Below are 13,635 nucleotides of genomic sequence, written 5' to 3'. Positions count from 1 at the left end.
GTGAGTTCACCACCCACCACGCGTTCATGGTTCGCCACTACTTGGACGAGATCGACCGCCTGAACAGCACGATCGCCCTGTTCGACAGCCGCATCGCCACACTGCTGGCCGAGCGCGAACAGGACCTCAACAACCTCGATACCATCCCGGGGATCGGCAGGCTTGCTGCCGAGGTCATCATCGCCGAGACCGGCGGCGACATGGCCCAGTTCGCCTCCGCCCAGCACCTCGCCTCCTGGATCGGGGTCTGCCCAGGCCAGAACGAGTCGGCTGGGGTCAGCAGATCCGGACGCACCCGTCCGGGCAACAGCAACATCAAACGCCTGCTCGGGACGGCCGCCATGGCGGCGATCAGAGACAAAACCTCCTACCTCGCCGCCTTCTTCCGCCGGATCTCTGCCCGCAGGGGCGGCAAACGGGCCTTGGTCGCCGTCATGCACAAGATCGCCATCGCCATCTGGCACGTCCTGCGCAACAAGACCGCCTACCGCGATCTCGGAGCCGACTACTTCGCCAAACGTGATCCCGAACGAGCCATGCGCCGCATGATCAAGGAAGCTAACAGTCTCGGACTGACCGTCCGCTTCGAACCGATCCCAGCTGTCTGACCTGCGCGGTTCACTCTATTTTCGTGTCAGACCCACTTCAGGCTGTCGTAGACGACCATCCACACATCTTCGACGGCGCGGTTCCTGATCTCGGTGAGGGCCTGGAGCTAGTACTGGGCGCCCTTCGCCGCCGTCGCTGGCCCACAGGCCGAGGATGTCGCGGGTGCCGTTCACGGTCACCGCGGGAGCGACGTGGGCCGCCCGGTTGGCGACCTGCCCGTCGCGCCCTCCCGTGGCCGGCACCGATGAACCCACCGCTCCGGCCTCGACCAACGAACGGCCCGAGCCTGCGCCCATGTTCCCAAGCGCCCGGAGAGCCTGCCGAGAGTGCTGGGCATCGCCGCCGACGGCAGCGCCCGTCTGGAGTTCGAGCGTTACGCCAACGACGGCTTCACCAGCGGATTCCTCGGCCACCGACTGCTGGCCAACGATCGGTGACGCTCTCGACAGCCGCTCGGGTTATGAAAGTAGATGGCAATGTTTCAGTGCGCGTGCTTGCGAGTGTCGGGTCACGGTCGGGATTCATGTCGTTTCGGTCTTCTGACCGAAGCCTGTTCCCGCCCCGCGACCCGACAGGCTCACCGTTTTGGTGGACTTTGAGCCATGTCAACTACTGGTGATCTCCAAGTGGAGTCGTCCTTGAGGAGGCCATCTCTGCAGCTCAGAGGGCTGTTCCGGGCGAAATCACGAGGCGAATCTCAGTAGCGAGTCCTACTTGCTGGCCGTGTTCTTCACCGGAGGAGTCCATGCGGGCAGCGGCTCCATCCAGAAGCGGGTGAGCAGCACCGAGTCGATCAGCCACTTGCCGTGGACCTTGCGATAGGCCTCGTGGTACTGCCCATAGCCGTCGTGGCCCTCGGGGGCGCCCTTCGTACCCGCCGGGAAGGTGAGGATGTCCTCCATCGACCAAATGCCGGTGGCGGTGTTCGGACCCGTGATCTTGATCTCCGGCATTGCGCCAGAGTGGGCAGACGGCGCGGCGCCCGTGAGGTCACGGATCGTGTACGCGAACTCCTTCGGCGACTTCCAGGTGATCCCGTCAGTCACGAGCTTGGCGCCAGGCGTGAACAGCGCGGCCAGCTGGTCGTGCTTCTTCTCGTCCACAAACCGGAAGTAGCGTGCCTTGAGCTGGCGGATCTCCTCGATGTCTTCCAGACGCTGCACCTTGGTAGCGAGGGACTTGGAAGAGGTGCTCGCCGAGTGCTCGTTTGCGCTGGCAGTCGGCGAGGTGAGGGCCACAGCGCCCGCCCCACCAGCGATCAGCAGCGCGGCCGCGGTGGCCGTGCCGACAAGCCGGGAGCGCCAGGCGGAGCTCTTCGGGGCTTCTTGCGTGTGCATCGTGTGTTTCCTTTCGTCTCCGCGATGGCCGGCAGGCTGCTGCCCTGTGTCTTGCGCGAGGCAAGGAACCGCGACCGGACCGGTACGGAGAACAAGATGGGGTGTGGGCCCAGGCTCGACCTGCCGCATCACGGTTGTGGTGGCGGGCAAGCAGAGCTGGCGTATCGGACGGTGCTCGTCCTCTTCAGTAAAAGTAACATAACCGGAAGTCATTCGTCCGCTTGCTACTCCCCCTCGACGGGCGCAGGCCGTCCGAGTGGGCGCCTCGGGTTTCGCGTAAAGCTCCAGTTCAATGGCTATGAAGCATGTCACACCATTCGCTCGCACCGAGAGTGCCAGCAAGCCTCCCACTGCGTGACCGCCCCGAGGGTGCGGAAGTAATTATTGACCAATCGTTCCTGCCGGTGTTCACCGTCGAGTGCTACCGCAGGCACCGCTCTGGGCCTGCGGACACGCTGGAAGGATCGAGAGCATCAACAAGCAGGGCGCGCCACCAGGTCCTGGGGCTCGGGCATGCGGGCAGAGCGTTTGACGGTGTTCAGAGCCAGGACCAGGCGGCGGGAGCAGTCGAGTAGGCCGACACTCAGGCCGAGGAGATCGTGGACCTTGTTCCAGCGTTCGAGGGTGGTCTGCTTGCGTACTGCGCCGGGGCGGGGTGGGTTGATGGTGGCCCAGCAGCCGACGTGGGCACGGATCTCGAGCTGGACCTTGTCACAGTGATTCCGCCAGAGGTGCCATCGGTTGCTGACCTGAACCGCGTCGGGCAGAGCACGGCGGATGGCCTATAGGCGTAGGTGGCGGAACCGTTTGGGCACACGACCTCGATCCCGGCATGTTCACGCAGCCAGGACTCCAGCGTCGCGGCCTCGCGGTTGGGCAGGACCGCGACGCGCCTGTCGGTCTCTGCATCCGTGGTGATCGTGGCGTAGTGGTGGCGGCCGAGCAGGGCGAAATCGTCCACGTCTTTCACCCGCGGGACTGGTGCCTTCGGCACGGGCAGAGAACGCAGATGGCGCAGTGTGGTGTTGTGGGAGACGGGCACGACCAGCAGAACGGCGAGTCGGGCAGCAGCCCGGCCGCACAACTTCCGTGCCACCTGCGTTATCTGACCTGCCGGCCGCACGGCGCGGCGCTGATGACGCTCCAGCAGCCCGTGGATCCGTTCGCGGAAAGTCTGTCGCCTACATCCCAGGACAGGGCAGAGCAGAGCAGACCAGTCGTCGTACGCGCAAGCGCACGACGACCTGACGGGCGTCGACCGGCACGTCCGTTACGGTCCGGGTGTGCTACCCGTGCACCTTCGCCGTCGGCGTCTCGTACACCGGACACGGCACCGCGTCCTCCCGCGTACGGACCGTAACCACTACCGTGTCGCCGCCATCCGTCACATTCTCGACGACCAGTGCGGACAGCCCAGAAAACACGCCACAAGGGAGTCACGGACAGGGACTTCGGCCCCGCGGCGGCCCGAGTGTCGATCCGGCGGGAGACCGTTGGATCGGGGGCACCGGTTTGAACGCGGCCGGTTCGGCCCGCAGCATCCCGACATCCGCGAGGCAGTCCCCGCCACGGCGGCCGCGAGGGCCAGGTCCAGCAGGATCTTCCCCGAATCGCGTACGCCCCACGGACGTTGCCACGGCGTCAGTGCAGTCGACATCGGTTGGTCCAGCTCAGCTCAGCTCAGCTCAGCTCAGCTCAGCCCAGCTCAGCCCAGCCTTGCGGGCGGTCTCGACCAGCAGCCATGCCCCGGCCTGGGACACCACCCCGTGACCACCGCCCTCAACGCGGACACGTGGATAGAACCCGACACGCTTCTTCACCTGGGCCTCCGACAGTGGTAGTAACAAGGACCTCGACAATCAGCATTCTTGCTGGCCAGGGGCATTTTTCGCTTATCCGGCCATCCGTCGGGCCGAAAGGGCGAGGCTAGGGAAGGGACTTCCACTTCTCGGCGGTGGAGATCTCGGTGAGCTGCTCCATGGTCAGCGCGGGAGTCTCGCGAGTCACTGGCGGCTCAGAGCCGGCGGCGTTGTAGGCCACGACGACGACCCGCAAGCCGTCCGCTCGCAGGGTGTCGGCTGACCATATGACCAGGCCGTCCGCCCCGTCCGTTTGCTTCGTGGTCTTGAGCAGCGTGCCGTCCGGCAGAGTACGGGAACCGCTGAACAGTTCGTCCTTCGTCGAGGACATCCCCGTTTGCACGGTGACGTCGAGGCGGGAGGCGCCCTTGCCGTCTGTGACCACGACGTACGCGTTTTCGCCCCGCTGACCACCGTGCCCGGTCACCTCGAGTCCGGGCGGGACCATCGCGGCCAGCGTCGCCTGGAGTTTTGCATCGGACAGTCCCGGCACAGAGCCGATCTTCGGTGCGTCGTCGACGATGTGCCCGGCCGCACCGACAACGCCGTGGGACACAAGGGAGAGGACGACGGCGGCCGACAGGGTCAGGGCGCGTTCCTTTAGGGTGCGGGGCAGCAGGAGGGATACAAGCAGGAGCACGACGAAGCAGCCGGTCGCCGCGGTTGAGTAGTGCAGCACGCGCGCGAAGTGGACGCCTTCGCCGCCGAAGACACCTGCGAGGGCAGCGGTCCCCGCGACGCGACGCGCACTGTTCGAGCCCTTGCATGACCAGACGCCCGCGACACCGAAGAGCGGGCCGGCGACGCAGGCCGCGCCCGCCCAGACGAGCGGCATAGTGAGGGAGCCCACGCCATCGCGGCCGAACTCGGCGTAGCCGTAGTAGCCGATGACCAGGCCGAGTTCGGTGAGTAGTCCGGTGACGGCAGCGGTCAGGAGGGAGGCCCGGCCGGCGAGGAACACGCCGGCGGCGAAGGCGACGGCCGACCAGACCGCGCCCGAATTGGGTATGTGATTCGAGGCACCGGGGAGCCAGCCTTGGGCGAGATTGGACAGCACGCCTAGAGTGATTCCTGCGGCGAGTCCCACCCCGGGTATGTGGCGGACTCGAGCGCGCCTTCCGGTGAGTGAGGTCGGTGAGGTCGTTGACATGGTGTCCCTTCAGTCAGTGCGATGAATGCCCGAATCCTCGGGGTTCGCTGGCGTACTTCGGATCTATCGGTTTTGCAGCGGGCACGGAGCTCCCCTCGCGGCGAAGGCGTCGGCTGTCGCCGGGGGCGGACCGTGGAGTACCTGATGCAGCGGGGCGGCCCGGCTTACTGAGATTCGCCGCGTGATGTCGCCCGGAACAGCCCCCTGAGCTGGAAAGATGCTCTCCTCACGGACGACTCCACTCGAAGATCACCAGTAGTTGGCGGGCCGAGCTCGATCGGCACGCCGATGAGCCGTACTCGGTCCAGGAGCCGTCGTAGTTCTTGACGTTGGGCTGGCCTAGCAGCTCGTGCAGGAAAAATGAGGTGTGGGCGGAGCGCTCGCCGATGCGGCAGTAGGCGATCGTGTCCTTGGCCAGGTCCACGCCCTAGTTCCGGTACAGCTCCGTCATCTGAAGGCGTAGCAGTGGTAACCGATACCGGCGAAGTAGGGCAGCCACTGACTGCCCTGGGGACGATCGCGATAGGTGGTGCTGTGGCTGCACTGTTGGGTGCGGCATGTTCCACGAGCACTTCGTCGACCACATACTGCACGATCATCGTGTCTCTGGGTGAAAGAGCCGGTGGGTGGGCCCCGATGGGTTGGAATCCGCGGCAGCCGGGTTTGGTCACCGGCCGCGCCACGACGGAGCGATTGAGGGTCGGCTGTCGTATGCCCAGCACGGGGATCCCCGCGTGTCCCAACATCTGGCCTGACAAAGTGTCCCACCGGTCAGTAACGGTGGAAGATGATTTCTGCGATGTAACCCTTTATACAGGGCGCGCGTGTGCCTGGGCAATTCATGTTCCCTGTTGGTCGGGGTGGTGGCCCACCGCGAAGCCTTGTGTACGCGAGCGGGTGGGCGATGGGAGGTCGCCGGAAGTGTGACGCGGTGTACGGCGTGTGTTCAGGAACCGCACACCGGAAGAGCGCCGACGCTGGCGTCCTCGCCCTGGCGGGGCCGAGGCGCACCTGCGTCGTTCGTCGCGTGCGGTCGGCTCCATTGGTAGCGCTCCCCGTTGATCGCCGGTGCGGGCCCGTGCTACGGGACATCGGGCACTGACAAGTCGACGCCGGGCCCTTCCGCTGTTTGGCGATTGCTGCCGATCACTGCTGGCGTCGGGGCCTGCGTGTCGAGGTAGCGTGCATGGCGGCGCTGGCAGAGTCTCGGTACTACGGTCAGCGGCTGGGAGGGCGGCGATCGCCATTCCTCGCGGAGCCACTCCGGGAGCGCGATGCGCGCACCCTGTGCCGCTGCCGTAGCCGGCCTTGGTGCGCCAGTGGCGCAAGCCAGGCTGCGAGGTGTCGACGAAGATCTCATGCGAAGTTGCACCATGAGACCCGGGCTCATGACAATGAAGAGATATCCATCGAGCTGTCAACGTGGGAAATCGCGGTGGGAGAGCGACCATGAACACGGGCGACGACTCTCGGTGAGGTGCCGTGTTGGGGGCCGCCGCCATCAGCGTGCTCGCCGCTGCCACGATTCCTCGCCCCTGCCGGCGGGCTTGCCGGTCTTGGTTGCGACGCGGCCCGTGGTGTCAGGTCTCGCATTCCTGCCGTGATCTGTCGGGGCCACGCCTTTGCGGTATGGCGCCACGGGGTGGGCGGGGAACCGGTGGGCCATGGGCCTGCCCTGTGGAGCATGGTCTTCCCACTGGGCATGTACGCGGCGGCGAGTGCCAGCTACGGACGTGAGACCGGACTGGATTTCATGGTCGAGATCGCGCGTGTGGCCGCGTGGATCGGCTTTGCAGCGTGGGCTGCAGTGGCTGCCGCCGTGATCAAGGCGTTCGATCGTCGCCTAGGAACAGCGCTCGCGCCATAGCGGGACGAGAGGACGGTAGCGATGAACACCGACCGTATTGACGACATCTGGGGACCACGCACCCCACACACCGGCGGCAGCGTATGGCCGCACCGCGTGGACCAGTTCCTGATCGACGGAGTCCGCGAAGCGGACGTTGACGTGTGGGTACGAGGAGCTTGCCTTCTCTGCTCCAACGGATGCGGTCTCGAGGTGGCCGTCCGCGACGGCCACATGGTCGGAGTACGAGGCCTGGCCGAGGACCGAGTCAATCACGGCCGTCTCGGGCCGAAGGGCTTGTACGGGTGGCAGGGCGAGCAGCACGACCGGCTGACCACGCCACTGATGCGGGAAGGCGGCCGGCTGGTTGAGACGGACTGGGAGACCGCCATGTCAGCGGTGGTGGAACGTTCCCGGTCACTACTCGAAAGCAAGGGTCCGCTGAGTCACGCCTTCTACACCTCCGGTCAGCTGATGATCGAGGAGTACTACACGCTGGCCGTGATCGGCAAGGCGGGGATCGGCACCCCGCACATGGATGGCAACACCCGCCTGTGTACGGCGACCGCAGCGTCGGCGTTCCAGGAATCCTTCGGCTCCGATGGGCAGCCAGGCTCCTACACGGACATCGACAGCTGTGACGCATTGTTCCTGTTCGGTCACAACGTTGCCGAGACTCAGAGTGTGCTTTGGGCGCGGATGCTCGACCGCCTGGACGCTGCCGACCCACCGCGGCTCGTGTGCGTGGATCCACGCCGTACAAAGGTGGCCGAGCGGGCCACCCTGCACCTGCCGATCCGGAACGGCACCAACCTCGCGCTGATGAACGCCCTGGTGCACGAGCTGATCGGCCGAGACTGGGTGGATCACGGCTACGTTGACGCGCACACCATCGGTTTCGAGGAGATCCGGCAGATCACCCACGACACGACGCCGGAATGGGCAGCCGACATCTGCGGCGTGACTGCTGACGATATCCGAACGGCGGCCGAGATCTTTGGCACCAGCGGCCGGGTGGTTTCCACCTGCTCGATGGGTTACTACCAGTCACACCAGGCCACCGCCGCTTCGTGTCAGGTCAACAACATGCACCTGCTACGCGGCATGCTCGGCCGCCCGGGGGCCGGAATCCTGCAGATGAACGGCCAGCCCTCGGCGGAGAACAACCGGGAAGCCGGCTGCGGACCCGCACTCCCGGGGTTCCGCAACTGGGACAACCCCGAGCACGTACGTGAACTAGCTGAACTGTGGAACGTGGACCCGATGGTGATCCCGCACTGGTCGCCGCCCACCGACGCCAACACCATTTTCCGCTACGCGGAGCAGGGATCGGTCGGCTTCCTGTGGATCGCTGGCACCAACCCCGCGGTGTCGATGCCCGACCTCAGCCGCATTCGCCGCATCCTGGCCGGCGATCAGTGCTTCATCGTGGTCTCGGACGGATACCGCACAGAGACCACGGAACTGGCCGACGTAGTACTGCCAGCGGCACTGTGGGCCGAGAAAACCGGCACCTACACCAACGTCGATCGCACGGTCCACCTGCAGGAACAGGCCGTCCAACCTCCGGGCCAGGCCCGCGGCGACCAAGCGATCTTCACCGAGTACGCCCGCCGCCTCGGGCTGACAGACAAGGGCGGCCGACCTCTACCGCCCTGGGAAACCCCCGAGCAGGCATTCGACGCCTGGAAGGCGGCCAGCGCCGGAAGGCCGTGCGACTACTCCAGGCTCACGTACCAACAACTCCACGACACCGGCGGCATCCAGTGGCCCTGCACTGAAACCGCACCCCAAGGAACCGAGCGCCTTTACACGGACGGGGTGTTCAACACGGACATCGACATGTGCGAGACCTATGGACACAACCTGTCCACGGGGGCTCCCATGAGCGAAATCTCCTACCGCGCACGCCGCATCGACGGCCGCGCCATCCTCAAGTCCGCCTCCTACGAGCACGCCTTCGAGGAACCCGACGAAACCTACCCCCTGCGACTGACCACCGGGCGCACGGTCTACCACTGGCACACACGGACAAAAACCCGGCGCAGCCGAGAACTCAACGATGCCGCACCTTCGATGTGGGTCGAACTCTCCGCGCCCGATGCGCAGCGTCTCGGAGTCACCGAAGGCGACATCGTGCGCCTCACCTCCCGCAGGGGCAGCATCGAAGTTCCCGCACGGGTGTCCCACATCCGGGAGGGCGTGGTGTTCGCGCCCTGGCATTACGGCGACAGCACCACGGCCGCCAACGAACTCACCCTCACCGGCTGGGATCCGGTGTCCAAACAGCCGGAGTTGAAGGTCGCCGCTGTTGCAGTCGAACGGGTCGCCACCGGCGCGGGCCCCGCGCCAGCTCCCGTCAACACCGCCTCCGCACCGGTACGCCCCCTCGACGACACGATCCGTGGCTGAAGGGGGCCTCATGCATCTCGTGACCTACCTGCAATTCCAGCGCGCGAGCGAGACCACCCTCGGCCGCAGCTACACAGCAATCTCCGAAGGCCACATCACGGACGCGGACGTGCATTGGACCACGGCCCGATTCTCCCGTCAGTGCGTCGCCCACGCCGATGCGCTGGCCCCCGTCCTGGCACGCCTCGACACGCCGGACGAGCCCGTTCCTGAGCGCCTCCACATTCAAGGGATTACCACAGCGCGGACGGGGCCTGCAGGACTGCTACGCGATCTGCTGGACCTCTACCAGTTCGCCAACCTCCTCGACATCACCTGGTCCCTGGTCGGACAGGCAGGCCGCGCCATCCGCGACCACGAACTGCTCCGCGTCATCGACGAATGCGCCGCAGAGACCACGGCGCAACTCAACTGGCTTCGCATGCGTATGAAGGAGGCCGCACCACAAACACTGCTCGTCGCCGCATAAACTGCCGCGACCGCGCAAATCCGCTGGGCTTGCGGGCCCGGGTTGCTACAACAGTGAGGATCTCGGCCCGCCTTGATACGACGTGATGTCGTGTCACAGAGCGGTTGTATGTCCGCGCTCCGCGATTCAGCCAACTTCTGCTGCAGACGGATGTGCCGCACGCGGTTTACATATCGCCCTGCCACCCGGTCAATACGTTCAGCAGCGCCGCGCTGGTTTCCTCCCAAAGCTCGTTGCTGTGGCGACGCACGTCGTCGACGTGCTGGACAGCCGCCAACTCCAGCGTGTCCGCTGAGAACGGTGGTTCATGCTGCTCCGTTCAGTGCCCCGGGCGGGCCGGGTTGGAGTGCGTCGCCCGAGTGACAGTGGAGCGGTCGACACCGAACGCACAGGCCCACTCAGGGCCTGCCCCCGCCTCCCGCACACCATCTTATCTGGAATGAACGATAGGTCAAAAACTTAGAGGGTGCGAGGGGCGGACGCTTGGCGGCGGCGAAGGCGGACCGCCTCCGCCCATTCGACACTTCCTGCAAACCGCGGACCACAGCCCAGCCCGGGACTTCTCCCACCCGGCCGCTGCAGGGGACTCTGCACACAGAATAGAGGAGACACACTTTGGCGAGCGGCTTCGACGTCCGTCCGCCTCGCCATCGCGGTCATACCGACGGTCTGATGGCGGCGCAGCTCACGAGGCAGACGGGATTGGCGCTGGCTGACCGTGTGCGTAGCGTCAGTCAGTCCTTCAGGGCGTCGTACTCGACGCGTGACTCGCTGATTTCCTGCGCGTGGGCGTCGGCCCAGCCGGCTAGATCACGGACGACGTAGAGCAGCGAGCGGCCACGTTCGGTGAGCGTGTAGTCGACCTGCGGTGGGACGGAGTGATGCACGGTGCGGCTGACCAGGCCGTCCCGTTCCAGGCCGCGCAGGGTGGCGCTCAACATTCTCTGAGTGATGGGCCGGGTCAGTCGCCGCAACTCGTTGAAGCGGTAGGTGGATTCGCCCAGCTGGCAGACGACGACCACGCTCCACTTGTCGCCGATCCGCTCCAGAACGCTGCGGATCAGAGGGCGGGACTCTTCCCGGCAGCCTGGGGTCTCAGGTGCCGCTTCCGAGTGGCGTTTTTCTGCAGTTGCCGCGGCCACGGTTCCCTCCGGGGTACCAGGGCACTTCAAAGTGCTCTCTTGTCGCCGGCCCACCGCTGTCAGACGCTCGATCGTGAGCAGTCGGCAGTGCCGGAGCGCATCGCGCGTGTCCTCCCACTGTAAAAGCCACGCGGCGGTGACCGGAGGTCCGCGTCGGACTGCCAACAGTGCACGAGGAGAACCCATGAAAACGATCGGCGTCGGCATCATCGGAGCAGGCCGCGGTGGCTGGGCAGCACTCGGCCACATACCGGCCCTCCAGGTACTGCCCGACTACGAACTGCGGGCCATCAGCACAACCCGACAGGAGTCCGCGGATGCGGCCGCCCGGGAGTTCGGCGTCCCAGCAAGCTTCGACAACCACCGCGACCTGATCGCCCACCCGGACGTGGACCTGGTGGTCGTCGCAGTGAAAGTTGCACACCACCACTCGCTGGTCTCCGAAGCACTGGCAGCAGGCAAAGCCGTCTACAGCGAGTGGCCGCTCGGCGTCGGCCTCAAGGAAGCCGCCGACCTGACCGCACGAGCCCGAACCGCACAAGCTCGTACGGTGATCGGTCTACAGGCGCGGTTCGCCCCGGCAGTACGCCACGCCCGTGACCTGGTCGCGGACGGTTACGTGGGCAAGGTGCTCGGCACCACCCTGATCGGCTCGGGAGTCGCATGGGTCGGTGAGACCGACCGAGCCCATGCCTACATCTACGATCAGTCCAGTGGCGCGACGACCCTCTCGGTCCCTGCTATGCACGCCCTTGAAGCGCTCAACTTCGTGCTCGGCGACTTCGAGGAGGTCTCTGCCCACCTCGTCAGAGGCCGCACCCAGGTCCGGATCGCCGACGAGGGCACCACCATCCCGGTGACCGCACCCGACCAGGTGTCCGTGACCGGCACCCTGCACAGCGGAGCCGCCGCGTCCGTGTTCTACCGAGGGGCCTACTCGCGCGGCGACAACCTCCGCTGGGAGATCCACGGTACCGACGGCGACCTCGTCCTGACCGCGCCGGGCATCAACGGCAACCTACAAGTAGCCGACCTACGCCTGGAGGGCGGCCGCGGCACTGACGACGCGGTCGCGCCCATCGAGATTCCCGACCGTTACTTCACCACCGTCCCCCGTGGACTGGCGGGGCCTGCGCACAACGTGGCACAGCTCTACGCCGCGCTCGCCACCGACCTCCGCCACGGCACCGACACCGTTCCCGGCTTCGACCACGCCCTGAACCGACACCGGCTGCTCAGCGCCATCGAAGAGGCCTCCCGCACCCGCGCCGCCGGATCTGTCCAACGAACGGCTTTGGTCCGTAGTCGGTGGTGACGCCAGGTGCTCGTCGTGGCGGAAGAGTGCGGTGCCAGAGAAGGCCGAACTGGATCACGTCGTCCAGGGACAGCACAGGGCCGCGCTCACGTGCCGTCGGGGGGTGCCCGACGAGACGGCCTGCGATCTTGCCCTGTCGCGCGCTGTGGGGTCCGGCCTCGCCGCTGTCGTCCCGCGGTCATAATGGGGGTATGGCAGCCAGCTCGCAGCCCCCGGTGCCGGGGACCGCAGACCAGTCCGGCGTGTACGCCGAGGACCTGGCCCTGTACCGGGAGAAGTTCCGGCGGCGTCTGCCGGCCTCCCTGGACGAACTGCGCGGGCCTGCCCACGGGGTCGTGGATCTGCCGCTGCATGTCGCCTGGTCTGGGATGACCTCGTACGACCTGGGAAAACCCCGCCAGCGCATGGGCCTGTACCGCACCGTCTTGCACGAAGGACTGCACGACGACCTGCCCCGCTACCTCAACCGGGATCTGCTCGTGCAGATGTGGCCGGTCCTGCGCGGCCTGGTCGGACGCACGGTGCGCGCCGTGTGGGAGGAGACGTTCCCCCAGCTCGCCGCCCGCGCCCGGTCCGCCGCGTGACGGACATGCCGGAGCTGCACGCGCGGCTCTTGGCCGACGTCATCGCTCTCGGCTCCCCCTATCCGCTCGTCCTCACCGGCGGCTACGCCGTCCGCGCCCACCGCCTGGTTAACCGCCCCAGCCAGGACCTCGACGTCGCCACACAGAACCCGGCACCCATGGCCGACATCGCCACCACACTCCGCGCCGGCCTGGAAGCACGCGGCTGGCACGTGCAGTCGCTGGAGATCGCCCCGCTGTCCGCCCGCTTCACCGTGTCCGACCCCGCCACGAGGCAGGAGTGCGAGGTCGACATCCTCAAGGAGATCTTCTGGCGACCCATCTCCAACAGTCCCTACGGGCCCGTCCTCGCCGAGGAAGACGTGATCGGCACCAAAGTGCGCGCCCTCGGCGACCGGGGCGCCCCCCGGGACCTGATCGACGTGTTCGCCGCCTCCCGCCGCTGGTCCACCACAGACCTGGAAGAGTTCGGCCGCCGACATGCCCGGGGTCGCTTCGAACGAGAAGACCTCCAGGCCAACCTCGCCGGCGCTGAGTGGACCGACGACGAAGCCTTTGCGGCCTACGGCCTCGACGACACCACGATTGCCGCGCTGCGCTCCTGGGCCGTGCAGTGGGCCGACGACCTGGCGGCCCGGCTTCTCGGGGAGTCCGGCCATCCCGAAGCCGAATGAGGGCAACGGGGCTTGGACCTTCACCAGACGGTTGGCACTCGGCCATCATGGTGATCGCTAGTTGTATTGCCCTGTGAGGTTGGGGACGCGGCTGGCGGGTGGTTTGCCGTTCAGGGCGGTGTGTCCGCGGTGGTGGTTGTAGGTGTGAAGCCAGTGCGGGAATGCGGCTCGTCGTTCGGTCTCTGAGCGGTAGGGCTGTGCGTAGGCCCATTCCTCGAGCAGGGTGCGGTTGAAGCGT

11 protein-coding genes and 4 pseudogenes are annotated in these 13,635 nt (G+C 66.4%); 7 read left to right on the top strand and 8 right to left on the bottom strand.

The features are described 5' to 3' along the window. On the top strand, positions 1 to 608 hold a 608-nt coding region (locus tag AB0F62_RS41150; RefSeq protein ID WP_361811494.1), incomplete at its 5' end, for a transposase. Between the two features lie 35 nt (positions 609 to 643). On the opposite strand, the pseudogene AB0F62_RS41145 reads toward AB0F62_RS41150, so the two are convergent. From AB0F62_RS41145 to AB0F62_RS41120, 6 genes and pseudogenes are all read right to left on the bottom strand, one after another. Continuing rightward, a pseudogene (locus tag AB0F62_RS41145) lies at positions 644 to 833 on the bottom strand (transposase); the annotation flags it as partial. Between the two features lie 486 nt (positions 834 to 1,319). Next, a complete protein-coding gene (locus AB0F62_RS41140; protein WP_361811491.1) occupies positions 1,320 to 1,946 on the bottom strand; it encodes a nuclear transport factor 2 family protein in 627 nt (208 codons plus the stop codon). Positions 1,947 to 2,449: 503 nt separating this feature from the next. After that, positions 2,450 to 3,370: pseudogene (locus AB0F62_RS41135) on the bottom strand (transposase); the annotation flags it as partial. 19 nt (positions 3,371 to 3,389) lie between these two features. Beyond that, positions 3,390 to 3,766 (bottom strand): annotated as a pseudogene (locus AB0F62_RS41130) (hypothetical protein); the annotation flags it as partial. Between the two features lie 106 nt (positions 3,767 to 3,872). Then, positions 3,873 to 4,955: a DUF6518 family protein gene (locus AB0F62_RS41125; protein ID WP_361811488.1), complete on the bottom strand. Its 1,083-nt coding sequence runs from the start codon at positions 4,953 to 4,955 to the stop codon at positions 3,873 to 3,875. Between the two features lie 266 nt (positions 4,956 to 5,221). Further along, positions 5,222 to 5,409: pseudogene (locus AB0F62_RS41120) on the bottom strand (rhodanese-like domain-containing protein); the annotation flags it as partial. 1,023 nt (positions 5,410 to 6,432) lie between these two features. Between AB0F62_RS41120 and AB0F62_RS41115 the strand changes: the two are divergent. From AB0F62_RS41115 to AB0F62_RS41105, 3 genes are read left to right on the top strand one after another with little or no spacing between them, the layout of a single operon-like run. After that, on the top strand, positions 6,433 to 6,822 hold the full coding sequence (locus tag AB0F62_RS41115) for a hypothetical protein (RefSeq protein ID WP_361811485.1): 390 nt from the start codon (positions 6,433 to 6,435) through the stop codon (positions 6,820 to 6,822). Between the two features lie 21 nt (positions 6,823 to 6,843). Beyond that, complete coding sequence (locus tag AB0F62_RS41110) at positions 6,844 to 9,213, top strand: nitrate reductase (protein ID WP_361811482.1); 2,370 nt, start codon at positions 6,844 to 6,846, stop codon at positions 9,211 to 9,213. A 10-nt stretch (positions 9,214 to 9,223) separates the two neighbouring features. Further along, on the top strand, positions 9,224 to 9,682 hold the full coding sequence (locus AB0F62_RS41105) for a hypothetical protein (protein WP_361811479.1): 459 nt from the start codon (positions 9,224 to 9,226) through the stop codon (positions 9,680 to 9,682). Between the two features lie 734 nt (positions 9,683 to 10,416). Here the strand turns inward: AB0F62_RS41105 and AB0F62_RS41100 are convergent. Then, positions 10,417 to 10,824, bottom strand: a complete 408-nt coding sequence (locus AB0F62_RS41100; RefSeq protein ID WP_361811476.1) for a helix-turn-helix domain-containing protein — start codon at positions 10,822 to 10,824, stop codon at positions 10,417 to 10,419. Positions 10,825 to 11,008: 184 nt separating this feature from the next. Here AB0F62_RS41100 and AB0F62_RS41095 point away from each other — a divergent pair, with 184 nt between their 5' ends. The 3 genes from AB0F62_RS41095 (at position 11,009) to AB0F62_RS41085 (ending at position 13,397) form a co-directional block, all read left to right on the top strand. Further along, positions 11,009 to 12,139: a Gfo/Idh/MocA family oxidoreductase gene (locus tag AB0F62_RS41095; protein WP_361811473.1), complete on the top strand. Its 1,131-nt coding sequence runs from the start codon at positions 11,009 to 11,011 to the stop codon at positions 12,137 to 12,139. A gap of 191 nt (positions 12,140 to 12,330) precedes the next feature. Beyond that, positions 12,331 to 12,723, top strand: coding sequence for a hypothetical protein (locus AB0F62_RS41090; RefSeq protein ID WP_361811470.1), 393 nt, complete (start codon positions 12,331 to 12,333; stop codon positions 12,721 to 12,723). A gap of 5 nt (positions 12,724 to 12,728) precedes the next feature. After that, complete coding sequence (locus tag AB0F62_RS41085; RefSeq protein WP_361811497.1) at positions 12,729 to 13,397, top strand: nucleotidyl transferase AbiEii/AbiGii toxin family protein; 669 nt, start codon at positions 12,729 to 12,731, stop codon at positions 13,395 to 13,397. A gap of 57 nt (positions 13,398 to 13,454) precedes the next feature. Here AB0F62_RS41085 and AB0F62_RS41080 read toward each other — a convergent pair. Continuing rightward, on the bottom strand, positions 13,455 to 13,635 hold a 181-nt coding region (locus AB0F62_RS41080), incomplete at its 5' end, for an integrase core domain-containing protein (RefSeq protein ID WP_361811467.1).

The organism is Streptomyces sp. NPDC026673, from assembly GCF_040638135.1.
Taxonomy (GTDB): domain Bacteria; phylum Actinomycetota; class Actinomycetes; order Streptomycetales; family Streptomycetaceae; genus Actinacidiphila.
Note: the sequence above shows the minus strand (reverse complement) of the source record. Positions and strands in the feature narration are given on the sequence as shown.